The organism is Olivibacter sitiensis DSM 17696, from assembly GCF_000427965.1.
Taxonomy (GTDB): Bacteria; Bacteroidota; Bacteroidia; order Sphingobacteriales; family Sphingobacteriaceae; genus Olivibacter; species Olivibacter sitiensis.
The window spans coordinates 51,003-73,911 of record NZ_ATZA01000020.1; the positions used below are offsets into that span (position 1 = coordinate 51,003).

Consider the following 22,909-nt stretch of genomic DNA (forward strand, 5'->3'; position numbering starts at 1 on the left):
ATTCTAGATGCCTAAACAATTGTTTGGACGATAGAAAACCGAGGTTTCCTTCCTGTAAAAGAAGCCTGGCGAAATACCGCTAAAGGAAAGTTTTCTAAATCCATTTTCATTTAGAAAGGTTGTGCTTTCATTGTATTTTGTTCTTTCCGTATCGTCGAATATAATGACACCTCCCGCATTTAGGGATTGAATAGCTTGCTTGCAGCAGTTGTTTCTGTCCCGTCCATCGATAAGTATGATGTCATAGGTGCCACCGAGGCAGGTTCTACAGTATTTTCCATCTGTGTCAATGATCTGGAAAGTTAGATCGACATTTTTGGGAAGGTCTTTGCTAACCTGTTCAAACCATTGCTGGTCGTGTTCTACTGATGTGACATGTTGCACCTTGGAGGCGAAATAGCGCGTAGAACTTCCAGACCCATATTCAAATAAACTCATTTGGGCATTGAGTCTCTCATCAAGGAAATCAATAGCTGAATAGGTGAGCCATGGCAGAGGCTTGCCTTCAATGTCTATCGGTTTTTTCTTGTCATAGGCTTCTATCCAGCCTATTTCCGCCAAATATCCTTTCACCCCAAAGGACAGAAAAGAGCGTAGTTTTCGCGGGCTGAACAGGCTGAAGTATGAATAATATCTTTTCAATGGTTTCGCTTTATAATTTTATAAGTCAAATTTAACAATAATAGGGACTTTAGCATGGAAAACGCCTGCTCTCGGGTTTTCGGTATAAAGATGAGGAAAAATGTTGACACGAAGTAAGCGATGAGCGTCGCGTAAGCGGCACCAACAATACCATAGCGAGGTATCCAAAATATATTGAGCAGTATATTAACAATGGCGCCAGCGGCGGTGCGTACCATGGACAATTTTACGTAGCCTTCTGCAATCAGGTATTGGCTGCTGGCGGTACCCAAAAAGACAAATACGCCAGCCCAGACATGCACGGCAAGCACATGTGCACCACTGGCATATTCGGGTTTATAAAACCATTTGAAAATGTATGGTGATAGTATGGTGGTGGCGATTGCAATGGATAAGCTAATGATGCACATGAGGTCATAAAGATTGGATAATCTTTTTTTATAGCGCTGCGCGTTTTCCTTGCGGGCATTCATCAAAGCTGGGAAGACAGAGGTGGAAATTGCCACTGGGATAAAGTACCAGCTTTCGCTGAGGCTCACTACAGGCGAGTAAATTCCCAACTGGCTATTGTCGAGATAGTATTCTATCATGATCTGATCGATCTTCATGTACAGTGTAACAAGAATGGCAGAAAAAGCCAGTGGCCATGAGTTTCTTAGCAGGTGTTTGGCTAATGTTTCATCAAATGACCACGCGCGCAATGAAAATCCGAGCTTAGTATAACTGATGACATAGCCCAGGGCAATGAAAGCTACATCGCCCACTAAGCACCAGATGAAATAATCGAGGGGAGCATGAAGTATGATGAGCAGAAGCTTAATGAGTGCCGAGATGATATTACCTCCCACCTGCACATACATGATATATTTTGCCCGTACAGTTGCTTGAAAAAAGCAATCCACAACATTGATTGCCTGTATGACGCAACATAGCGAGACGATGGCAATATAGGAAAAGGGGATGGCGGGAGTCAAGATGAAATAGGTGAGGAACACCAATGGAATAACCATTAATCCTGCTATGGAACGCAGCATGAAGGCAGTACCCAAAAGGCTGTCCTTCTTGCTTGGCTGACCTATCAACTCGCGTGTAAGGTAGGCATCTAGCCCCAATGCAGCAGTAGCCATGAAAAAGGTGACAATGGTCATGGGATAATTAAGCATCCCATTGGCTTCAGTACCCAAGTAGTTGGGGATAGCAAAAGAGGTGATGATCATCTTGATGAACAATGAGCCGACCCTGGCCATCATGAGCCAACCAGTGTTCTTTAGGTATTTCTGAAAAGCCTGCGGGTCAAAGCCAGGGAGTGTAGGAATCCTCATGTTGATGCAAACCTAACAAAAATAAGCTTCATAAAAAACGGGATATCAACTCTCGTTCATATCCCGTTTCTGGTATCATCTTTAAAAAAGTTTATTGAAACTTCTTCGCATTTACCTTACGTTCATTCTCCGTTAGGTATATCTTCCTCAAGCGGATGCTTTGTGGCGTCACTTCGATGTATTCGTCTGCCTGAATATATTCCATGGACTCTTCTAGCGAGAATTTAATAGCAGGTGCAATACGTACGTTGTCGTCACTACCAGAAGCACGCATATTGGTGAGCTGTTTTCCCTTTACGATATTGACCACGAGGTCATTATCCCTAGAGTGTTCGCCTACAATTTGCCCTTCGTAAATATCCACTCCTGGGTCTACAAAGAAACGGCCTCTATCTTGCAGCTTATCTATAGAATAAGCTGTTGTCTGTCCCTTATCCATAGAGATAAGAACGCCTGCCAAGCGGCCAGGAATAGGGCCTTTCCAAGGCTGGTATTCCTTCATGCGGTGTGCCATTACGGCCTCACCTGCCGTCGCGGTCAGCACGTTGTTACGTAGGCCGATGATTCCGCGAGAAGGAATTTCAAATTCGAGGTGCTGCATCTCACCCTTTGCTTCCATGATGAGCAGCTCTCCCTTGCGCTGTGTTACCAGCTCAATGACCTTGCCTGATACTTCTGCTGGCACATCTACTACCAATGTTTCAATTGGTTCGCATTTGACACCGTCTATCTCTTTGACAATAACCTGTGGTTGACCCACTTGCAATTCATATCCTTCTCGGCGCATGGTCTCAATGAGTACGGACAAGTGAAGGATTCCACGTCCATATACCAAGAACGCATCGGCAGATTCGGTAGGTACGACCTTCAGGGCCAAGTTTTTCTCCATCTCTTTATAGAGGCGGTCTTGCAAATGCCTGGAAGTTACAAACTTGCCTTCCTTACCAAAGAATGGCGAGTTGTTGATGGTGAAGAGCATGTTCATGGTAGGTTCATCAATATGGATGACCTCCAATTGTTCGGGGTTCTCGAAATCGGCAATGGTATCGCCAATATCAAAGCCTTCGATGCCTACAACGGCACAGATGTCGCCCGACTTCACTTCGGGAACCTTGATTTTTCCAAGCCCTTCAAAAGTATAAAGCTCCTTGACGCGAGATTTTACAATCTTGCCATCCCGTTTCATCAAGGATACAGGTTGATTTTCCTTTATGGTACCCCTAGCTACGCGGCCTATCGCGATACGGCCTACAAATGAAGAGTAGTCCAATGAGGTGATTTGCATTTGCAAAGTACCCTCATGAATAGGTGCTGAAGGGATATGCTCCAATATAGCCTCCAATAGGTCTGTGAAATCTTCCGTTGGTTTCTTCCAGTCGGTAGACATCCAACCTTGTTTGGAAGAACCGTATAGTACTGGGAAGTCCAATTGTTCTTCCGTAGCGTCCAAATTGAAGAATAGTTCAAAAACTTGCTCGTACACCTCTTCGGGCCTGCAGTTTTCCTTGTCCACCTTGTTGACTACTACAATGGGTTTGAGTCCCAATCCAAGTGCTTTCTGCGTCACAAAGCGGGTTTGTGGCATTGGTCCTTCAAAGGCGTCTACTAGTAGGATTACTCCATCCGCCATTTTCAACACACGTTCTACCTCGCCGCCGAAGTCGGCGTGACCAGGTGTGTCTATGATGTTGATCTTGACGTCTTTATATTTGACCGATACGTTCTTCGAAACGATAGTGATTCCCCTTTCGCGTTCTAGATCATTGTTGTCCAGAATGAGGTCACCAGTTTGTTCGTTTTCGCGAAACAGGTTGGTAAAGTGCAATATTTTATCCACCAAGGTCGTTTTGCCGTGGTCTACGTGTGCGATGATCGCAATGTTCCTGATTTTCTGCATGAAGCAAAAGTTAATTTCAAAAATTTTGCGCAAAGATACGGATATATATCCAAAGATTTTCAGGTGTTTTCATTTATTTGATGTCTCAAAAACCGCTGACTTTGACCTGTGTAGCAAAGGTATGCCTAGGGTATGGGATAGATGCCCATAGACATGAATATTAATATTGAACAAACCTGACATTCCCATAAAAAAAGAAACCTTAACTTTGTTCACATGGATATCCAGCTAATTATTGTTTTCTTTCTTTTTGCCTGTGCCGCGTTTTTCTTGGGTCGCATGGTTTACAATAACCTACGTCCTAAAAAGGGCGGTGCCTGTGGCAGTAACTGCAAATGTGGAATGGATTTGTCTCAGCCTAAGAAGGGACATTAATCTTTTCTATTAGGCACACCGCGTAAGCTACCACTCCTTCTTGCCTACCAACAAATCCCATTGTTTCGTTTGTGGTAGCCTTGATGGAAATGTCGTCTTCATCAAGCCCCGTCACTTCGGCTATATTTTTCTTCATGCTAGGAATATAAGGCTTTATCTTGGGAGCCTCCAGGCAGAGCATGGCGTCGATATTGCCGAGTTGGAACTGCTTTTCGTGTAGCAATCGTATGCATTCTTTCAGTAGGACAAGGCTGCTAATTCCTTTCCACTTGGGATCGGTGTTTGGAAAATGGTAGCCTATGTCTTCCAGGTTGGCGGCGCCCAGTATCGCGTCGCATATGGCATGTACCAGTACATCGGCATCCGAATGGCCAAAAGCGCCGGCATGGTGATCTATGGGCGTTCCCCCCAAAATAAATGGATGTCCTTCTTGCATTTGATGCACATCAAAGCCAAAACCCACCTTTATCTTCATGTTTTATTGCTTTTAATTGATTTGCTTCGTTAATATTCTTTGCGTATTGTCGTCATTATTCTGCCCATTTCATCTCTCACTTCACTGGTAGGTCTTACGTAATTGTTGTTTTGGAACGAATAGAGCAGTCGCTTGCCCTTTCTGGTGATGATATACCCGCTTTGGTTGTGTACACCGCCCAGCGTTCCTGTTTTGCCCCAAACGAATACTTCTCCTCTGTCCAGTTTATAGGCGTTTTTCAAGGTACCGCTTTCTCCTCCTGCAGGTAGCATGGAGAAAAGTCTGTGCTGGTCGGGAATCCGTTTAAGTAATTTTTTCAGGATTTCGATATGGTCCATGGGGGTGAAGAGGTTGGATCGAGAAAGTCCTGATCCGTCAGTCCAGTTTGGTTTGTGTGGTAGGTCGGACAGGTAGTTGTCCAAGCTATGCTTGATAGCCTTTTGCGTATTGAGCTCTTCTCCAAGTGTGGAAGAGCACACCAATAGCAATTGCTCGGCAATAAAATTATCACTAGGCAGCATCAAGGCCTTCAGTACTGAATCTATTGGGTTGGAGTATACGGTGATGGCGTCTTTTGGCATAGGTTTTTCTATGGGGGTAACAGGCCTCTTCAGGGTATCCTCTAGCAAGGCAGCCGTTAGCCTGGGGCTGGTTTTCCAGGGTATGAATGTCGAAAACGAAGTGGGTATATCCATTCGGCTGCGGTAAAACTGATTGCTTGTCAAATCCCTAGTTACCTGAAATCGTCTTGGTATGGTAATGGTATCAGGCTGAATAAACAAGTTGAAATAGTTTGGTTTTGCCTCAAGTTTGCCCGTAGTATCGTCGCGATAGAAATGTGCTAGGTTGCCTCCAAAGGGCAAAGCGTTTATTTCTGCTTGGTAGTAGGCGTCATAATCGCCATAAGGCCATCCTCTTCCGTAGAAATTACCTTGGTAATTGTCATAGGCATAATATAGTTTCTGCGAGGCATAGCGCAATAGGCCGTAAACCTTTTCGGAGTTAAAGTCTTCACGGAAAAGCGTTGGGTCGCCCGTTCCCCAAAAGATGAGGGAATCACCGCTTATGGTATAGCGTATGGATGGGATGGAATCGCCAAGCATCTGCAAAGCCGTGTACATGGTGTACAGCTTGGTGTTGGATGCCGGCACAAAATACTTGTTTTCATTTTCACCATAAATCAAGCTGTCTGCGTCTAGGTCATAAAGAACGAAGCCCGTAAAGTGACTTTGGGCAATTTCCGATTCTTTTAATAATGTGAAAATTTCCTCTCGGGATTGTCCTTTGGATGTGGTGAAAGAAAAACATAGACTTGAAAAAAACAGGCAATGAAGTACGAATTTGACCATAATAGTAAAACAAGATGCAATTTTCGCGTAAAGCTATAAAAAAAGAGCAAAACATGTGAAGGGATTGCAAACCCTTTCGATAAACGTGCGTTATTTATTTTAAAACAGTATGAACGATTTTTTCAGGGCCATCATTGCTGGCGTTACGGCTAAGAAGTTGGGAGGAGGGTGTCTCTCTACGATTGTTATTTTTATTATTGTTTATTGGGCATTGGGAAAGTGCAATTGAGCGAGTTGACACCTTTGTGCTCGTTATGTTTAGACTTTTGCTTTATGCTATGCATAGTCAGGTGCATTTATCCCCGTAGGGATGGCGTAGATATATGAGAAGCATGGGCCGAATGGGAAAGTTCCTTCCCTATTTGAGGAGAAAAAGGAGATAGGCTTGGGCGAGTTTTTGAATGAAGGGTTGGAGTTATAACATTATAATATTGGCTTTGAGTCTATAAATTTTGTTATGGGCTGATGATAGACCGTGGTATAGGGCTCAACGCTGCTTGTCAACCAAACATTTCCCCCAATTACCGAATGATGACCTATTCTGGTCTCGCCCCCCAGTATGGTAGCACCGGCATAAATAATCACATGATCTTCGATTGTGGGGTGGCGTTGCTTGCCTGCTAAGATTTTATCAACACTTAAAGCTCCCAAGGTCACACCTTGATATAATTTAACGTGGTCGCCAATGATGCATGTCTCGCCAATAACCAGGCCCGTACCATGGTCTATATGCAGGTATTTGCCTATGGTGGCCCCGGGATGTATATCTATCCCAGTTCGTTCATGGGCATATTCCGTTAGAATGCGAGGAATTAAAGGCAGATTTTCTAACCAAAGCTGATGAGCCATTCTATATATGCAAATAGCCAGAAAGCCCGGATATGTTCGTATTACTTCTTGAATGCTTTGCGCAGCCGGATCTCCTTCCCACATAGCTTGCGCATCTGTCATCATCGTTTCGTACAAGCTAGGCAGTGATGCAAAAAAATTCGTTACAATATGGGTATGGTCACAGTTTGAACAATCTTTACTTGTTAATAATAGATCGCAAAGCTCATTTTCCAAAATCTTAAAATTAGCTTTTAATGCATCTACCGTTATCAATTTTTTTGAATTGCGCTCAGGAAACAGTAAACGGAATACATCCCTAGCCCATTCCCATATTCGCACATTGCTTGGCATGTCACGGGCTTCTTGATGCTTTACAAATAAATACTGAAAAAATTCCTCCATTATCTTTTGTCTTTAGGTGCAAATATACCACAATCTATATCAACATGGTAGCATTAATTTGTAAAGCGAAGTAGCAAAAATCGGCCAACCGTCACAATGTAGCAGGCTATATTGATTAACGCCTTGTCGGAAATTAGCTATAATTGCTTGTTCAACGCATAAAAGCCATCAAGATAAATTCGTCGTTATGTCAAAACAAATTGAACTGTCTATGACACTATTTGAGTTGATCTGTAGGGCTATTTCTCATGCCACCAAAGCAATACTGCGAAGTAAACCGCATGAATCAGCTGTGCCTCTATGGCTCCCCAGTTTTCAATGGAACTGCTACCGAGAATCAAGATGCTCATGAGCGCCAACCCTGCATAAAAGGTGTAACGCAACTGAAAACCAATCAATAACAATAAGCCTATCGCCGCCTCGATGATGGGCAAGGCATAGCTGAAAGGCGTGACCAAGGCAGCGGGCAACACCGATTTTTCCATACTGCCCACCATCCACTCGCTGAATGCTTGTAGCTTGGGTAACCTGACTAGTCCGTGTCCCAAGAGCGATATGGCCAAAGGGAGACGGAGAAAGAAAAAATTTAGTTTTTTTGTGTCCATGATAATATTGAATTAAAAAGTGATTACTCTGCCCGAAAGCGGTAGAAGATTTACTCGCATATTTTTTATTGGGATATATCTTTTGCCAGCCAGCGTGTGTCCATTGGATTTGATACAAAAATACCTTCAATAGCGGCATCCAGTTTCTTCGAATAATCCTGCTCCAAATGCGCTTCATGTACGGCTACGCTTTCCCAGCCCTCTATCAGTGCAAATTTATTCGGGTCGTCGGCATATTGGAAAATATTGAATCCCAGATTGCCCAGTGCCTGCCTAGCATGAGGAGTTACCTCTGCAATGGCATCGATAAAAGCCTGTCTCTTCTCAGGTTTGACGTCAAACAACACGATGACATTGCGCTTGCTCTGGTCTTTGGCCGGAACGGGTGTCACCACCGCTGCTGGGACCTCGGGTACCTCTTTCAGCGCTATGGATGTTATCTCTCCGTCTGCAACCTCTCCTACCACCTCGAGTACTGCTTTTAGGTAATCATATTCCTGATGTTTATCATAGGCCGCTTTGTTTTCAAATCGTTCAAACCACAAAGCCTGCTGCTTGCCGTCTTCGGGTTGATATAGCGTAAAAGAGAGATTTTCGGGTTCTTGTCGGGAATTGGCAATATTGGTTTGCATGGTGGAAAGGTATTTTTCCCACTGCCCTTCCTTGATATTGATGACGCCCAACTCCTGAAAGGATTCCGTATCTCCTTCGTTTACCGTTATCGTATCTGTCTCTGCCGTTTTCTTGTCATTGCTGTTGTTTTCTGAACCACTTCCACAAGCGGCAATAAATGAAAACATAAGCCCACTGGCACATAAACTAAGCCACTTGGACGACCTTGGTAATGATCTTTGTCCGGTTAGATTTTTCTTCTTCATATTGATTCTATTTTTGATGTTTTGTTTTTCATTTCTCGTATTTCTCACGGATATCCACGGATCTTTTCTGTGCCTATCTGTGAGAGATTTTTCACTTTTGTTTCTCACGGATCACACGGATTTGCACAGATTTTTTATTTATCCGTGCGGATCTATGGTATATTTTAGTCTCAATTCATGGAATGATTTTTTCATCCTTTAAGTATTTAAATGTTTTCAGGAAGATGCTGAGGCTATCTCCATTCATTTCGTGGAACCCGAAACGGCGGGCTTTGTTGACATCCAGAAAAGCGTCGTATTCCACGTTAAAGATGAAATCTCCAAATCCCCATTGTACCAGCCTGTCCAAGGAATAGGGGCGCAGCTGGTGCTTTTTGGCGATCGCTGCCCACAGCTCTTTTTTTCCGGGCATGTACTCCCGAAGTGAAAAGGTCTGCGGTTCGGCCACCTCCACGCCAAAAAACTCACCGAACTTGGGCCAGAGCTGCGACCAGCGGAACACATCGCCGTTGGTAACGTTGAAGATTTCCTTGTCGGCCTCATTATTCAGTGCAGCCCATTCCAATGATTTCGAGAGAATTTCTGTCCCAGTGACATTCACCAGCACCTCATAGGCCTTTGGCGAGCCGGGAAAGCGCATGGGAATACCCTCTTCCTTGCACAGGGTAGCGTATACGGCAATCAGGTTGGACAGGTTCATGGGATTGCCGATGGTAAAACCAATGACGATATCGGGACGTATGGCCGTCCATGACCAACTCTTGCCTTCCGATTGCGTACGTAGGAAATCCTCCTGATCGTAATAGAAATTGGGCGTGATGCTTCGGGGATCAGTTTCATAGGCCGGAGTCTTATAGATGCCCAGATGTGCACCGTAGGCCTTGCCGCCCTGTATGAACAGGATGCGCTTAAGCTTGGGAGCCACTTTTTCCAAACCGAGAACCAGGTTCTTGAGCAGTTTCAGGTTGGCCTCCGACTGCTCGTAAGGATCTTGCTTTTCGGTATAGGCCGTGAAGAATACATGAGTTACCTGCTTCAGTTTTTCCCCTGTTTCCGAAAGCGAGTCGCTATCGTTGAGGTCCAAGGGTACGAATTGTGCCTCGGTCTCATAGTGCAGCTCGCTGCGGGTGGTGGCGATCACGTCCCAGTTTTCCTGTGCCGTCAGGTGGTCTACCAGGTTTTTTCCGATGATGCCATTAGCTCCGACAATTAATGCTGTTTGTTGTTTCATGGTATTGTGTTGTTAATAGGCGTTTTCTGATAACGCTATTTGTTTTTCGTGCTTTTGCTTCTGTGTTCTGTTGAAAAGGAGTAGGACTACTATACCGAACAGGACCATGCCGATGCCGACTAATAGTGGTGAGGCCATGCTAAACCCAGCGTCGATGGGTAATCCACCCCAATACGCACCCAGTGCGTTGCCAATGTTAAATGCCGCTTGAGTGAGCGATGCCCCCAACATTTCGGCTCCCTTGGCCGTGCGTATCATAAGCAATTGTATGGGCGAGGCCAGGGAAAAGGTGACGGCACCGGTCACGAAGGTCATGAACAGCGTTGCTCCTTTGTAAGGGGCTGCGAAGTAATTGATCGACAGGCACAGGACAATTCCCATCAAGATGAAAAGACAAGCCCTCGAAGGGGGCATGCTATCCGCCATCTTGCCTCCTATGAAGTTGCCCAACACCATACCTGCGCCTGCCAGTATCATAATATAGGGTATCCAATCTGCATCAAAGCGAGTCACATTGATCATCATGGGTGCGATATAACTCAGCCAGGAGAACAATCCTCCGGTGCCGATGGCCGTCATCAGGATGAGCAAAAGAGCCTCGGGGCGCTTGAATAGGTTCAGCTCCGACCGTATACCGCCGCTATTTTGTGAGGATAGCGCAGGCATCCACAGCGAGATCGCCGCCAAGGTGAGCAAACCAATCAAAGCTATTACACCAAAGGTAAGACGCCAAGAGAAATAGTGCCCGATATAGGTGCCCAACGGTACCATCAAGAGGTTGGCAAAGGTGAGCCCGGAGAACATGATGGAGATGGCTTGTGCTTCCTTTCCTTTTTCGGCCAATCTACCTGCCACCACGGACCCGATCCCGAAAAAGGCCCCATGGGGCAGTCCGCTCAGCAACCTTGCCAATAGCATCGTGTGGTAATTTGATGAAAGTGCCGATAAAGCATTGAATACGGTAAAGATCAGCATCAGTATCAGGAGTATCCGCTTGGGCGGATACTTCGCCGTAAAGGTAACCAGTGTGGGTGCCCCAATTACCACGCCCAGGGCATAGGCAGAGATCAGGTGGCCCGCCTCCGGAATGCTGATGCGCAAGCTGGACGAGATATCGGGCAGCAAGCCCATCATCACAAACTCGGTGGTACCTATACCGAGACCTCCTATGGCAAGGGAAATATGACTTTTTTTCATCCTCGTATCCAAATGATTTTGCCTTTAGGCATGTTTACTCGATCAATTTTTCTAAATGATACGTCGTAGTGTCTATTTGCTCGCGTCGTCCAGCAGTTCCACATCTTCTGCATTCAGATGTAGCTGGGTAGCGGCAAACAGGGTATCCAACTGGCTCAAGCTCGTGGCGCTGGCAATGGGTGCACCGATTCCTGGTTTTGCTAGTAGCCACGCCAAGGCAACGGAAGCCTGTGAAGTGCCGTGCTTTTCGGAAACCTTGTCCAAGGCCGCCAACACGGCCAATCCTTTCTCATTAAGGTATTTTTTCAAGTCACCGCCACGGACGCTCTTGCCCAAGTCCGCTTCGCTGCGGTATTTTCCGGTCAGGAATCCTGCCGCCAAAGACCAGTAGGGAAATACCGTCAGTCCAAATTCAGCTACAATAGGGGCGTATTCTGTTTCATATTTTGTACGTTCCACCAGGTTGTAGTGTGGCTGCAAGGCCTGGTACAGTGGGTATGAACCGCTTAGGCCCAACTCGATGGATTTTTTGAGACGATCTGCAGGGACATTGGATGCCGCTATATAGCGCACCTTGCCTTCGGCAATGAGGTCGGCATAGGCGCCCAGGTAGTCTTCCACGGGCACGTCACCTTCGTCAATATGCGTATAGTAGAGGTCTATGGTATCCAACTGAAGTCGCCTAAGGGAATCTTCGGCGGCTTGCTTGATGTATTCCGGCTTCAATCCCTTCCGGCCATCGCCAAAATCCCAGCCTACCTTGGTGGCCACGACGATGTTGTCCTTGTCGCCGCGCTTCTTGAGCCATTTGCCGATGATAGTTTCCGACTCGCCGCCCTTGTTGCCTTCGCCCCAGGCGGAATAGACATCGGCTGTATCGATGAAGTTCCCACCCTTGTCAATAAAAGCGTCGAGTATTTCAAAAGACTTTGGCTCATCCAATGTCCAGCCAAATACGTTTCCGCCCAGGTTGATGCGGCTTACTTCCAAATCTGTTTTTCCTATTTTTATTTTGCTCATGATATGATGTTTTTCGTGGTTAACAATTTCATAATTAAAAATTACTGTAGCCCAACCTGCAAGAGCGCACCATCCCTGATTTCTTCCGAAGCGTTTTTGATGATGGTATCCTTATACTGTAAATTCCCGAATACCTCGGCCATTTCTTCCGAAGTATTGCCATCCTTGACGGGAACCCAAACGGTTTTTCCGTTGCTGACTTTGATCACATAGATACCCTGCGTGCTGTTAAGTACCGCCGTTTTGGGAACAACCAATGCCTTTTGGGATGACTCAAGGGATAGTTGTACTTCGGCAATCATGCCGGGCACAAGCCGACCGTCACGGTTGTCCACGTCCATCTCGGTACGTTGCGAGCGAATACCCTCGTCCAGTGCACCTGCGTTGCGACTTACCTTGGCCTCAAATTCCTCGCCGGGCAGTGTGGGAACGGTAAATTTGACCTGTTGCCCCTGCTTTAGGTAAGGCGCATAGTTTTGCGGCACACCGACGGTCAAGCGTAGTTTCTGATCATCTTTCAGCGAAAAAACCGGCAGCTCCGAGCCTTTTCCCGAAGGGCCCACATAGGCGCCGGCACTGACATTCCTTGCCGATATGACTCCGGAAAACGGCGCTCGTATTTCCAGATATTGTCTCATATTGCTCACTTCGTTTTGCGAAGCTTTTGCCGATTCAAATCGGGCGTAATCGGCATCTCTTTTTGCCAGCGCCACATCGAGGTCATTGGGAGATACGGTGCCGGGTGTTTTACTGGTTTCCAGTAAACGTTCATAGGTGGCCTTGCTGGAAATCCAGGCTGCTTCTGCCGCTTTCAGGTTGGCGGTCTGGGCGTCGAACTGTGAGCTGATCTCGGGCGCCTCCAAGGTAGCCAACAAGGCTCCTGCCTGCACCCGGCTGCCCGCATCAACATAGAGCTTCTTCACAAAGCTATTGACCTTGGCATAGAGGTCTACCTGGTTAAAAGCAATGAGTTCCCCGGGAAGCCGCACCTGGGACTGTATCTGCTGCTCGCTCAGTACAAATGTTTCTACCCCGGCGCTATCCGTAGGCTGGCCTGCTTCCTTGGCCTCCTTTTCCTCGCTATTTTTTCCCTCCCTGTTACAGGATTGGATGCCAAGCACCGAAAGCGCAAAAAGCATCCCAAGAAATAATTCCTTCAGCCATTTTCTGTTGCTATGTATCGTCTTTGTTTTCATCATCATCTCTCGTTTTCCGTTTGATTTTTGTCATAAAATCTGCTGTCCTCATTGTCGGGATTCAGGGAAACCGATTCAATGGTTGATTTTCCCTGCACCCACGCAAAAACGGAAGGCAAAAGCAAAAGCGTTGCAAACGTGGACACCGTCAATCCTCCGATCACGGCCCGGCCAAGTGGAGAAACCTGATCTCCGGCATCGCCGAAGCCGATAGCCATTGGTATCATTCCGGCTACCATCGCAATCGCCGTCATCAATATGGGGCGGAAACGGATGGATGCCGCTTCCCTTGCCGCCAGCAGGGCATCGCCGTTGTTTTTCAACCGCAGTTCCTCAGCATTGGTAATCAACAGTACCGAATTGGAAATGGATACCCCCACGGCCATGATGATGCCCATGTAAGATTGCAGGTTGAGGGTGGAGCCGGTACAGAAAAGCAGCAGCAGGGAGCCCGTCAGTACGGCGGGCACCGTGGACAGTACCACCAACGACAACTTGAAGGACTGGAAATTGGCAGCCAGCATCAGGAAAATCACCAAGATGGCCACTACCAGTCCCGATGACAGGTTGTCGAACGTTTCTTCCAGCACATTGGTCAGCCCAATCTGCTCAATAGTTGTTCCTTTTGGCGGCGTATCCAGTGATGCTATTGCTTCACGTACACCGCGAGAGGCAGTTCCCAAATCCACGTCACTCAGATTGGCGGTAACGGTGACGTTTGGCAAAGCGCCCAGGTTATCAATTTGTCCCAGTGTTTTTCCTTTCTGAAGGGTAGCCACATCGCCCAGTACCGGCCGCAGGGAATTGCTATTGAGCGGTATGTTGTACAGGTCTTCCATATTTGCCATTTTATACTCCGGCACTTCTACCTGTATGTTGTACGGGAAATTACTCTTGGGGTCTACCCAGAACAGTTTGGCAGTAAACCTGGACGAGGAGGTGGACGCCACCAATGCATCTGCCACGCTTTTGGCGTCTGTATTCAATTGGGCCGCCCTGACGCGGTCTATGTTAATATCCACTACGGGGTATTCCAGGGATTGGGCAATCTGCACGTCCCGAAGATAGGGCAGCTCTTTGAGCGCAGCTTCCACCTTTTTTGCCTGTAAGATGCTCTGTTGCTTATCCCTGCCACTGATCCTTACTTCGACGGGAGTCGGCGAGCCCAGGCTCAGCACCTTATCGGTCAGTTCTATCGGCTCGAAGGACAGCTTTACTTCCGGCATTTTTTCGGCAACTTCTTTTCTTATCTTTTCCTTGAGCTCCTCTATATCCACGTCGTAGTCTTCTTGCAATGCCAGCTGCATCAACGCTTCATGTGGCCCGGCCGTCCATACGTAAAGGGAGGCCACGATAAACTGTGCGGGATTGGTGCCGATGTACGTGGAATTGATGGCCACATTTTCCTTGCCCACAATATCTTCGATGATTTCCGTCAGCTGTAGCGCTGCCTTTTCGGTCTTTTCGATACGTGTGCCGTCCGGTGCTCGCAACCTTACCTGCAGCTGGCTGGAATTTGCCCTTGGCAGCACATCCTCGCCAACGTGGCTAACCAACAACCAGGCAAGCAACGAGGTCAGCAGCAATGTAACCAGTACCAACGGTTTTCTATAGGGGAGCAGCCGTGAGATAAATTTCATGTAGGCTATGCGTAACCTTTCAAAAAGGTCGAGTTTCCCGTCTCCGTCGTAATCATCGCTACCCGACAATTCTGACCTGCTTTTTACGTGTTCTTTCTTCGGATGTACCTTCATCAGGTAGTTGGCGATGACGGGCACAAAGGTCTGGGAAAGCAGGTAAGAGAATATCATGGAAAAACCGATGGCAAGGGCAAGCGGAAAGAACAGCGATCCGGAAATCCCCTCCATTGTAAGGGCGAGCGCAAATACGGCCAGAATACATAGCAATATCAATAATTTCGGGAATGCAATTTCCCGGCAGGCATCCCATATGGCCCTTGCCTTGGATTTGCCCATATCCAGATGCTGGTGGATGTTCTCAATGGTTACCGTACTTTCGTCCACCAATATCCCGATGGCCAATGCCAGGCCGCTCAGGGTCATGATGTTGATGGTTTGCCCGAAAAGATGCAGGAATAGTACTCCTGAAATGATGGATGCCGGTATGGTCATGATAACGATCAATGCACCCCGCCAGTCTTTCAGAAACAACAATACCATAAGTCCGGTAAGCAAGGCCCCAATCAAAGCCTCTTCAATCAAGCTTTTTACCGAATTGATGACATAGACCGACTGGTCAAACTCATAGGAGAGTTGCACACCATCGGGCAACTGTTCCTGCAACCTTGGCAAGTCCCTTTTGATGTTCTGCACCACGTCCCAGGTGGAGGCATCTGCCGATTTTGCGATGGCCAGGTAGGTGGAGCGTTTTTTATTGATGAGGGCATAGCCAACGGTTATATCGGTTCCGTCCGTCACGGTAGCTACGTCTTTGAGGTACACGTTCTGCACGGATTGCTTGAAAAGTGGAATGTTGCGTATTTCGTCCAGGTTTTGCACGGTGGCATTGGTACGGGCCAGGTAATTGAGATCTTCCATCCGGATATTACCGGAAGCGGATGTTTGCGTGTTCTGGCTCAGTACCTCCACAATCTGGTCGGGCGATAGGTTATATGCCTTTAGCTTGGAGGGGTCTATATTGATCTCGATGGTACGCAGATTGGCCCCAATGGCGGGGCTCGATACCAGACCGGGTATGGCGATCAATGAGGGCCTGACAAACTGCTGCGTGATATCCAGCAATTCATTGATGGGCTTGTCTCCACTGACGATCAATTGCCCAATGGGTATGGTAGAGGCATCGAAACGTATCAGAAAAGGGGGCTGTGTGGCGGGCGGGAAGGCCATCTGGATACGGGCAACAAAACTGGCCAGCTCGCCGGATGCTTGCGCCATATCCGTCCCCGGGAAAAAGGACAGCTTCATAATAGTCAGCCCCTGTATGTTCTTCGTCTCGATACTTTTTATACCGTTCACGAAACTCAGGATATTGACATATTGCTTACCGAAGTACGCCTCCATCTGGTCTGGGGTGTAGGCAGGAAATGAATGCAGAAGATAAACTACCGGCATATCGAGTGCGGGGAGAATATCTATTTTCACATCGTTTTTTACGGTACGGATACCGAAGAACAATAATCCTGCTACGACTACGATGATGGCAATGGGTTTCTCTAGTGCTGTCCTGATGATATTCATGTCGTTTCTTTAGCGGTTACCGTTAACAAAATCTGAAAAATAATCATAATCGCCTGTTGCGGCGGCTTTGAGCAGCAAGGCCTGCCACAAATTGGTGTAGGCAATATCCCTGTCTGTTTCTGCCCGTATCAATACATAAGCCGACTAGGAAACATCCACCAGATCCGTCAGCCCGTTTTCGTAGCGCACCCTTTTCTGCCGATAGGCAAGCGATGCCGCCTCGAGCTGGGTAGGCACTTCATGGTAGGTAGCGAGTGCATTTGCGATATTCCGTTCAGATAGTGCGAGTTCTTCATGGAGCTGCTGTCTGGTCATGTCATGCTCGGCCCGTAGCCCAGAAAGCAGGTAATCCTGTTCCTTGACAAGCGAAGCGGTCCGGAAAGGTTGCGTAAAATTCCAGGTGATGCCGAGGGCCACCACATAATTGCCCCTGACAGGGTTGATTCCGTCCAGGTAATTTTGGGTATATGCCGTTTGATCTTGGGCATAGTTACTGAAGAAACCGGAACCCCGAGCCTGATAGGCCGCACCGAGAATCAGGGATGGGTAATTGGTTCTCTTCAGGTATTTCCTTTGCTGCTCCGCTTCGGTGATACGGCTTGCGTACCACAGTGTCAGCGGGTGGCTTTCAGGATCGACCTGTTCATTCTCTAGCGGGATGGATGGTGCTTTCTGAAAGAAAAGGGAATCCAGCACAAATTCACTGTTCGATATGCCCAGTAAAACGGCCAGATCCTTTGCCTGTCTCTGTTCCTTATCTATCGCTTGGGTCAACTGTATTCGCGCACTCGAAACTTCGGCTTTTGCCTGCACGGAATCCACGCCGGCAATCAGTCCGGAACGCGCACGGGCAGTTACCACTTTGTACAGTGTATCCGCTCTTTCCAGGTTCTTTCTATAGGAATCGGAAAGTTTACGTGCGGCCACCAGGTTGAGGTATGCCGAAGTGACTTTGATCTTATGGTTAAAGACTTCCTGTTCCTGGTCTCTCTGGTACTTTACCGTGCCGGCCTCAGCCGTTTGGATCCCTGCCTTCACCCTGCCGAACGTAAAAAACTCCCAGTTGAAATTGGCTAGGTATAGGGCCCCGAATGCGGCATTCCAGTTCTGTTCCGCCAGGGGCAATCCGGAAGAAGCAAGCGCCTGTCCACCAAAAGCATACAGTGGCCCGTTCTGCCCGTTCACCGTACCGAAATTGTTCTGTGCAGAGAGGTAAAGGTTGGGGAGATAAGCTCTTTTCTGTTGCTCCACCCTCGTGAGCGCCGCCTGTGTATATGCTTCTTTGGCACGGATCGTACCGTAATTCGTGATGGCGGTGTCTATCGCTTTTTCAAGGGAAAGGTACTGCTGCGCCGAAAGGCCTGATGCCCCGAAAACAATCATTAGCAGAAACACTACAATGAGCTTTTCTCTCATAAGCACTTTTTCTTTTATTATTGTTCTTGTAACCTTAATCCCATTGTTGAAAGGGAACCACTCCAAAATTGGGAGTTCTTGAATGGAAAAAAATGTATAAATAAAGGAATGATTTGTAAATTTAAGGGAAATGAACAAGGATTGTAGGTCGCTGTTTCGTTTTTTATTTCTCACTGATCACAGGGATTTGATCGGGTCTTTTATGTGCCCATCTGCGGTATCTGTGAGAGGTTTTTAGTTTTTTGATGAATTTATCTTCTTCTCTTTCTCCAGCATCACGGGATATATGGGCATAAAATCGTAACTGGGATAAAACTCGGTCCTGAATCCACCCCAGGCCCCGCTTTCGAATACTTGGTTGACCTCCCGTGTATATTCCGGCTTGAAGCGTAGCGTGATGATCTGTCCGATACCCATGACCACGTTCCACGATAAAATCCGTGCGTGGCTCTGGCTTATCTTTTCATAGAACCCCTGTTTCATGATACGCATCTGAATACTATCGACCGGGTTTTCCTGCAGGTGGCGCAGCACCACGGTGACCATCACACTGTCGTTGGCGGCATAGGGAATACCAGATTGCTCCTGCGCAAATGAGCATATATACATTGTTATTGCGATGACCAATAAGATTGATTGCTTCATATTGTCTTTTTTTGAGATGGACGCATATTACTATCCTTACTTTCTTTCTTTATATACGCCATACTGGCGACGATTTCATTTCCGTTGAACCATTAGCTCCGGGATACAGATGAATAAAGGGAGCGAGAAATTTGTTGTTCTCGCATGAATGCTGTTTTGTATGGCTATTTTTTAATCTGATCTATTGTTTTATTTACGGCAATTTCACTTTGTAAATCCTATACGGCAGCTGGGCTTTGTTCACGCCACCGTTCCATGCTGCCTCCTGCTGCAACTGCGCACAGGAAAAGTACAGGTAGCCGTCCGTTCCCACTCCAAAGGAATCGGGCCACAGCAGGCGGTCATCCTGTACCAGGGTGTGAAGTTTTCCGTCGGGACTCAGGTACTTGATCGAATAATCCAACGAGCTGGTCAGAAAAATATTCCCCTTGGCATCTGCTTCCAGGCCGTGCGTGACGCCAACTTCGCACACATCTTCTACTTTGGCGGCTAGTTCCTGCTGGCTTAGCGAGGGATCAGCAAGGTACTCGGTTCCAATGCGATACAAGTGCGTCTGATTGATCGGTTTGAAATAGAAATAGCTGAAATCCTTGGTCAAGGCAATGCCGTTGACATGAGAAGAGAAAGGTTTTCCGCTTTGGTCACGCATCTCCGTGCCCTTGTAAGCGAGTATAATGTCTGGATCTGCCGAGGTAAAGGGCGTTTTCTCCAATACTACGTGTGTTTTGCCGGTATTTAGATCCAATATGACTATGGCTGCCAATCCCGGGTCGGACAAATAGGCCAACCCTTTCTCGGTGTCCACGCGTATATCGTTTAATGCCGAATGCGCCTTGTCCAGATCTTCAAAATGGTATGTTTTCTCTACCCGGTTGTCTTTCAAATTGATGTCCAGCAGCTTGAACTTGCCCTCACCGGAACCGCCGGCGGGTTTGGAATCCAATACCCACAAGTGGTCGTGAGCATCCACAAACAGGTCCTGTACGCTTGCGAAACCATTTTTACTGTCTGCATCTGCCTCGTTCCATTCCTTATCGGGAAATGGGGTCAGTTGACCGTTTACTACTTCCGCGAGGCCGTACCGGTAAATGCCACCACGGCGCGGAAAAGAAACAAATAGGCGGTTTTGTGAAGATACGCCCACTCCGATTGCCTGATAGGGACCTAAATCTACGACGGGAATCAATTTCTCGCTATGGTATGTCGTGGTCTGGGCAAAGGCATCGCCCTGCCATAAGGCTACAGATAGCACCAGCATGGTAATGATTTTTTTTCCTGTCATTTTTTCACTTTTATTTAATGATTTATGAGATTGTAACAATCATTCCCGAATCGTGGTTTTGTCCTGCAAGGCCAGTTCCGCGATTTCATCTTTTCGTTTGAAAGAGACGCCTTCGTGACCCTGGATATATTTGATCAGATCATACGCCGTTTTGACCATTTGTGGCGTACCGCCTATCCGATCGTGAAAGCTAATGGAAAGCTGCCTCCTCTTGAATTCGCTTTCGGCATAGAGCTGATCAAATTCGGCTTTTACCTGGTTGAAGAATTGATCAGTCGAAAAGTTTTTGCCTTCAATTAGCATAATATCGTTGCAACGCAGCGTATAAAGCACAATTACAAAATCGGTATTGTTCACTTGAATGATGAAAGGTTCATCACGGCTCAAATCATCGATATGATATTTAAAACCCAACTCTTGCAAGATTTTCAGCGTGTTTTCGCCGCGGCGAAGCCAGTTGGCGTTATACCCGATGGGCGTGAAGCCGGTTGCATTTTTCACGGCATCCACCCCGTCCTTGACGAATTTTTTCTCGGCTTCATAGGACAGGTTGTACTGCGAACTCCAGTTCATGCCGTGGGCAGCGGCCTCGTGTCCCCTGTCCACGATCTCCTTTGCCAACGACGGATTTTTCAGCACGGCAGTTCCCACCATGTGCGAGGTCACCTTGATGCCCAGCTTGTCCCAATTGTCCAACATCCTAGGCACGCCTTCTTTGTAACCGTATTGGTACCAAGTCTCGGCGGGCAAATCTTTGTAACCTTCCTCCATGTTTTGCGGGAAAGGGCTTTCCGCATTGTCGGGCTGCCCGCCAGCCTCAAACTGCATGGACACGGAGACGACAAGTCGTGAGCCATCCGCCCATTCGGTGCTTTGGCGGTTTGAGCCTGTCTGCTGCACGGCAGCCAGCGCTCCCAATGGGCTTACCATCCCGGCCAAACCGACCAAACTGCCTTGTTTGATGAAATCACGTCTTGAACTCATTGCTTTTTTCATTTTATTAAATTTGTCTTTGTCGCCTATTTGCTGCTTTCAAAGCTTGGATTTTTTAAAAAGAAATATATGTATAAATCAAGGAATGATTTGTATTTTTGATGGATGAAAGTCCGAAACCTGTACAAACCGTTTGAAATAACATCTGTAAAATCAGCATCCTATGCGATGCCCGAGCATACGAACACTTTCTTTGAAATGATTTTTGTTCTGGAAGGGAGCGGTACGCAGGTCATCAACCAGCACGCCCTACCTTATGCCGCCAATAAGCTTTTTCTGGTCTTCCCGCAAGATACGCATGGATTTGAAATCGAAGAGACCACTCATTTTTTCATATTGCGGTTTAACAGGACTTTCCTGAACACGCAAAGCAGGGAATGGCGTGACCGACTGGAGTATATTTTCCACAACCACAACCACCTGCCGGGCTGTATTCTCAAAAACATGGAGGATAAACCCCTGGTGCGTTCCATTGCCGAGGCACTGCTCAGGGAGCAGGGAACGTTGAAAAATAGCGAGCTGGTCAATCAGCTCATCCATATGCTGATCACCGTGGCAGCACGAAATATTCTACTGATGAACTCCGTTCAGGCAGAAAGAATCTCTGACCACAAAAATCCCAACCTGATCATCGACTACATACAGCAGCATATCCGAAAACCAGAGGCGCTTCGATTGGAAAAAATTGCATCTTCGTTCAGCGTTTCCCCGAACTACATCGGCGAGTACTTTAAAGCACAGTTTGGGCATAGCATCCGAGACTATATTGCCTCGTACAAATTGGAAATGATAGAGCGCAAACTGCAATACACCGATGCCCGCATAAGCGAGATTGCCTACGAATACGGTTTTAAGGACGTGAGTCACTTAACCCACTTCTTCAAAAAAAGGAAAAATAGTAGCCCGCAGAAATATCGTGAGTGGGTAAATGAAACAGCTGCAAAATGATGACAAGATTCTATTTGATACTGCTACAGAAACGCTAAGGGAGCTAGAGCAATATATATCCTGTGGCGTCCAAAGGTATTGCCCATACGCCGAAACAGGAGATTTGCTGACGGTTATTTACCTGCTTTGAGGTAGTTGTCTTTTCCAGTCTTGCCCCTTTTGCTCGTTTTTTATAGGCCCGATGGAGCTTTCACTGTCGTGAAAGGTTCGGATCAAGTAGAAGAGCAATTCAGGATGTTGTAAAACAAAAAAAAACCGCAAACGTTTAATTTGCAGGATTTTGTATGTTTTGACTTCAAGATGTGTAGCCCGTAGGGGGATTAAAAATATGGCTTTATCGTGACAAAAACAGTGGTTTTTAAAATTCGGGGGTTCTTTTTGTGGTTCTTTTTAGACAACCAAAGTGAAATCTAAAATAAGTCGCTGTGTGTGCCTGTTCTTGTTAGCCTAATGAGCTTTATGGTGTCGTCCTGTTCCCAAACTAACAACCAATCGGGTTCGATATGGCATTCCCAAAACCCTTTGTAATTACCCGTCAACTTGTGCGGTTTGTTCTTTGGTGGGAGTGAGCCTTTTTCAACCAATTGGGTAACGACTTCATCAAGAAGTCGCATATCCAAACCACGCTTCTTTGCGAGTTTAATATCTTTTTTGAACTTCCCTGTCTGTTCAAGCTGATACATTACGAATAAAGTTCTTTTCTAAAATCTTCAAGGGTGGTTTTGGTCGCCTTGCCCGATTTGGCTTCTTTTATAGCCTTTTCAGTATCTTTATTGTAACGAGGTTCTTCAAGCTCTACAAAAGGAAGCGTTTTAAGATATTCGTAGAATACTTTTGCCTGCTTACTTCGCTTATCTATTTTTATTGTAATTTCCATGTCCGCACATTTTAATGATACTACCTCAAAGTTACACAAAAATAAAATTGTTCGCTATCGAATGGCAAAAGAAAAAACCTGTTTATCACATCAACTTTTCACGGTAAATG

General features: G+C 46.7%; 21 protein-coding genes. 2 read left to right on the forward strand and 19 right to left on the reverse strand.

The features are described from left to right. Nucleotides 1–3: 3 nt before the first annotated feature. From A37S_RS0111955 to typA, 3 genes are all read right to left on the reverse strand, one after another. A complete protein-coding gene (locus tag A37S_RS0111955; RefSeq protein WP_028297188.1) occupies nt 4–642 on the reverse strand; it encodes a class I SAM-dependent methyltransferase in 639 nt (212 codons plus the stop codon). After that, the gene (locus A37S_RS0111960; RefSeq protein ID WP_028297189.1) at nt 639–1,964 is read right to left on the reverse strand and encodes a flippase; all 1,326 of its coding nucleotides are present in this window, start codon (nt 1,962–1,964) and stop codon (nt 639–641) included. Before A37S_RS0111960 ends, A37S_RS0111955 begins: the two co-directional genes overlap by 4 nt. A gap of 91 nt (nt 1,965–2,055) precedes the next feature. After that, the gene (gene typA / locus A37S_RS0111965) at nt 2,056–3,861 is read right to left on the reverse strand and encodes a translational GTPase TypA (protein WP_028297190.1); all 1,806 of its coding nucleotides are present in this window, start codon (nt 3,859–3,861) and stop codon (nt 2,056–2,058) included. Nucleotides 3,862–4,077: 216 nt separating this feature from the next. Here typA and A37S_RS28440 point away from each other — a divergent pair, with 216 nt between their 5' ends. Then, complete coding sequence (locus tag A37S_RS28440) at nt 4,078–4,236, forward strand: FeoB-associated Cys-rich membrane protein (protein WP_157278608.1); 159 nt, start codon at nt 4,078–4,080, stop codon at nt 4,234–4,236. On the opposite strand, the gene ispF is transcribed toward A37S_RS28440, so the two are convergent. The 14 genes from ispF to A37S_RS0112040 all read right to left on the reverse strand — a co-directional run bounded on the left by ispF (nt 4,220) and on the right by A37S_RS0112040 (nt 20,965). Then, complete coding sequence (gene ispF / locus A37S_RS0111975) at nt 4,220–4,711, reverse strand: 2-C-methyl-D-erythritol 2,4-cyclodiphosphate synthase (RefSeq protein ID WP_028297191.1); 492 nt, start codon at nt 4,709–4,711, stop codon at nt 4,220–4,222. The two genes, A37S_RS28440 and ispF, sit on opposite strands and share 17 nt — an antisense overlap. A gap of 29 nt (nt 4,712–4,740) precedes the next feature. Beyond that, the gene (locus A37S_RS0111980) at nt 4,741–6,060 is read right to left on the reverse strand and encodes a D-alanyl-D-alanine carboxypeptidase/D-alanyl-D-alanine-endopeptidase (RefSeq protein ID WP_036602353.1); all 1,320 of its coding nucleotides are present in this window, start codon (nt 6,058–6,060) and stop codon (nt 4,741–4,743) included. 423 nt (nt 6,061–6,483) lie between these two features. Next, entirely contained in the window at nt 6,484–7,293 is an 810-nt protein-coding gene (epsC, locus tag A37S_RS0111985; RefSeq protein ID WP_036602354.1) for a serine O-acetyltransferase EpsC, read from the reverse strand. A gap of 239 nt (nt 7,294–7,532) precedes the next feature. Further along, entirely contained in the window at nt 7,533–7,898 is a 366-nt protein-coding gene (locus A37S_RS0111990) for a MauE/DoxX family redox-associated membrane protein (RefSeq protein WP_036602355.1), read from the reverse strand. Nucleotides 7,899–7,963: 65 nt separating this feature from the next. Next, nucleotides 7,964–8,776 carry a putative quinol monooxygenase gene (locus A37S_RS24520; RefSeq protein WP_157278610.1) on the reverse strand — a complete coding sequence of 271 codons (813 nt, stop codon included), beginning with the start codon at nt 8,774–8,776 and terminating at the stop codon, nt 7,964–7,966. A gap of 175 nt (nt 8,777–8,951) precedes the next feature. Then, nucleotides 8,952–10,007 carry an SDR family oxidoreductase gene (locus A37S_RS0112000; RefSeq protein ID WP_028297195.1) on the reverse strand — a complete coding sequence of 352 codons (1,056 nt, stop codon included), beginning with the start codon at nt 10,005–10,007 and terminating at the stop codon, nt 8,952–8,954. Nucleotides 10,008–10,019: 12 nt separating this feature from the next. Beyond that, entirely contained in the window at nt 10,020–11,204 is a 1,185-nt protein-coding gene (locus tag A37S_RS0112005; RefSeq protein WP_028297196.1) for an MFS transporter, read from the reverse strand. A 72-nt stretch (nt 11,205–11,276) separates the two neighbouring features. Continuing rightward, complete coding sequence (locus A37S_RS0112010; protein ID WP_028297197.1) at nt 11,277–12,224, reverse strand: aldo/keto reductase; 948 nt, start codon at nt 12,222–12,224, stop codon at nt 11,277–11,279. Nucleotides 12,225–12,265: 41 nt separating this feature from the next. Then, nucleotides 12,266–13,426 carry an efflux RND transporter periplasmic adaptor subunit gene (locus tag A37S_RS0112015; protein WP_245586367.1) on the reverse strand — a complete coding sequence of 387 codons (1,161 nt, stop codon included), beginning with the start codon at nt 13,424–13,426 and terminating at the stop codon, nt 12,266–12,268. Continuing rightward, complete coding sequence (locus A37S_RS0112020) at nt 13,423–16,638, reverse strand: efflux RND transporter permease subunit (protein WP_028297199.1); 3,216 nt, start codon at nt 16,636–16,638, stop codon at nt 13,423–13,425. The genes A37S_RS0112015 and A37S_RS0112020 overlap by 4 nt, the downstream gene beginning before the upstream one ends. 144 nt (nt 16,639–16,782) lie before the next feature. Further along, a complete protein-coding gene (locus A37S_RS24525; RefSeq protein WP_245586368.1) occupies nt 16,783–18,054 on the reverse strand; it encodes a TolC family protein in 1,272 nt (423 codons plus the stop codon). A 234-nt stretch (nt 18,055–18,288) separates the two neighbouring features. Continuing rightward, the gene (locus tag A37S_RS24530) at nt 18,289–18,699 is read right to left on the reverse strand and encodes a hypothetical protein (RefSeq protein ID WP_211229781.1); all 411 of its coding nucleotides are present in this window, start codon (nt 18,697–18,699) and stop codon (nt 18,289–18,291) included. Between the two features lie 193 nt (nt 18,700–18,892). Further along, nucleotides 18,893–19,981, reverse strand: a complete 1,089-nt coding sequence (locus A37S_RS0112035) for an SMP-30/gluconolactonase/LRE family protein (protein WP_028297200.1) — start codon at nt 19,979–19,981, stop codon at nt 18,893–18,895. 39 nt (nt 19,982–20,020) lie between these two features. Further along, complete coding sequence (locus tag A37S_RS0112040; protein ID WP_028297201.1) at nt 20,021–20,965, reverse strand: polysaccharide deacetylase family protein; 945 nt, start codon at nt 20,963–20,965, stop codon at nt 20,021–20,023. Between the two features lie 114 nt (nt 20,966–21,079). Between A37S_RS0112040 and A37S_RS0112045 the strand changes: the two genes are divergently transcribed. Continuing rightward, a complete protein-coding gene (locus tag A37S_RS0112045; protein WP_028297202.1) occupies nt 21,080–21,922 on the forward strand; it encodes a helix-turn-helix domain-containing protein in 843 nt (280 codons plus the stop codon). Nucleotides 21,923–22,332: 410 nt separating this feature from the next. Here the strand turns inward: A37S_RS0112045 and A37S_RS0112055 are convergent, their stop codons facing one another. Then, nucleotides 22,333–22,605 (reverse strand): type II toxin-antitoxin system YafQ family toxin, encoded by a 273-nt coding sequence (locus tag A37S_RS0112055; protein WP_028297203.1) that lies wholly within the window; start codon nt 22,603–22,605, stop codon nt 22,333–22,335. Next, nucleotides 22,605–22,799 (reverse strand): hypothetical protein, encoded by a 195-nt coding sequence (locus tag A37S_RS0112060; protein WP_028297204.1) that lies wholly within the window; start codon nt 22,797–22,799, stop codon nt 22,605–22,607. Before A37S_RS0112060 ends, A37S_RS0112055 begins: the two co-directional genes overlap by 1 nt. Nucleotides 22,800–22,909: the final 110 nt, after the last annotated feature.

Bases quoted from the DNA above. Each gene is read 5' to 3' on its own strand.
- A37S_RS0111960 (WP_028297189.1), bottom strand. From the start codon at position 1,964: ATGAGGATTCCTACACTCCCTGGCTTTGACCCGCAGGCTTTTCAGAAA.
- typA (WP_028297190.1), bottom strand. From the start codon at position 3,861: ATGCAGAAAATCAGGAACATTGCGATCATCGCACACGTAGACCACGGC.
- A37S_RS28440 (WP_157278608.1), top strand. From the start codon at position 4,078: ATGGATATCCAGCTAATTATTGTTTTCTTTCTTTTTGCCTGTGCCGCG.
- ispF (WP_028297191.1), bottom strand. From the start codon at position 4,711: ATGAAGATAAAGGTGGGTTTTGGCTTTGATGTGCATCAAATGCAAGAA.
- A37S_RS0111980 (WP_036602353.1), bottom strand. From the start codon at position 6,060: ATGGTCAAATTCGTACTTCATTGCCTGTTTTTTTCAAGTCTATGTTTT.
- epsC (WP_036602354.1), bottom strand. From the start codon at position 7,293: ATGGAGGAATTTTTTCAGTATTTATTTGTAAAGCATCAAGAAGCCCGT.
- A37S_RS0111990 (WP_036602355.1), bottom strand. From the start codon at position 7,898: ATGGACACAAAAAAACTAAATTTTTTCTTTCTCCGTCTCCCTTTGGCC.
- A37S_RS24520 (WP_157278610.1), bottom strand. From the start codon at position 8,776: ATGAAGAAGAAAAATCTAACCGGACAAAGATCATTACCAAGGTCGTCC.
- A37S_RS0112000 (WP_028297195.1), bottom strand. From the start codon at position 10,007: ATGAAACAACAAACAGCATTAATTGTCGGAGCTAATGGCATCATCGGA.
- A37S_RS0112005 (WP_028297196.1), bottom strand. From the start codon at position 11,204: ATGAAAAAAAGTCATATTTCCCTTGCCATAGGAGGTCTCGGTATAGGT.
- A37S_RS0112010 (WP_028297197.1), bottom strand. From the start codon at position 12,224: ATGAGCAAAATAAAAATAGGAAAAACAGATTTGGAAGTAAGCCGCATC.
- A37S_RS0112015 (WP_245586367.1), bottom strand. From the start codon at position 13,426: ATGATGATGAAAACAAAGACGATACATAGCAACAGAAAATGGCTGAAG.
- A37S_RS0112020 (WP_028297199.1), bottom strand. From the start codon at position 16,638: ATGAATATCATCAGGACAGCACTAGAGAAACCCATTGCCATCATCGTA.
- A37S_RS24525 (WP_245586368.1), bottom strand. From the start codon at position 18,054: ATGAGAGAAAAGCTCATTGTAGTGTTTCTGCTAATGATTGTTTTCGGG.
- A37S_RS24530 (WP_211229781.1), bottom strand. From the start codon at position 18,699: ATGAAGCAATCAATCTTATTGGTCATCGCAATAACAATGTATATATGC.
- A37S_RS0112035 (WP_028297200.1), bottom strand. From the start codon at position 19,981: ATGACAGGAAAAAAAATCATTACCATGCTGGTGCTATCTGTAGCCTTA.
- A37S_RS0112040 (WP_028297201.1), bottom strand. From the start codon at position 20,965: ATGAGTTCAAGACGTGATTTCATCAAACAAGGCAGTTTGGTCGGTTTG.
- A37S_RS0112045 (WP_028297202.1), top strand. From the start codon at position 21,080: ATGAAAGTCCGAAACCTGTACAAACCGTTTGAAATAACATCTGTAAAA.
- A37S_RS0112055 (WP_028297203.1), bottom strand. From the start codon at position 22,605: ATGTATCAGCTTGAACAGACAGGGAAGTTCAAAAAAGATATTAAACTC.
- A37S_RS0112060 (WP_028297204.1), bottom strand. From the start codon at position 22,799: ATGGAAATTACAATAAAAATAGATAAGCGAAGTAAGCAGGCAAAAGTA.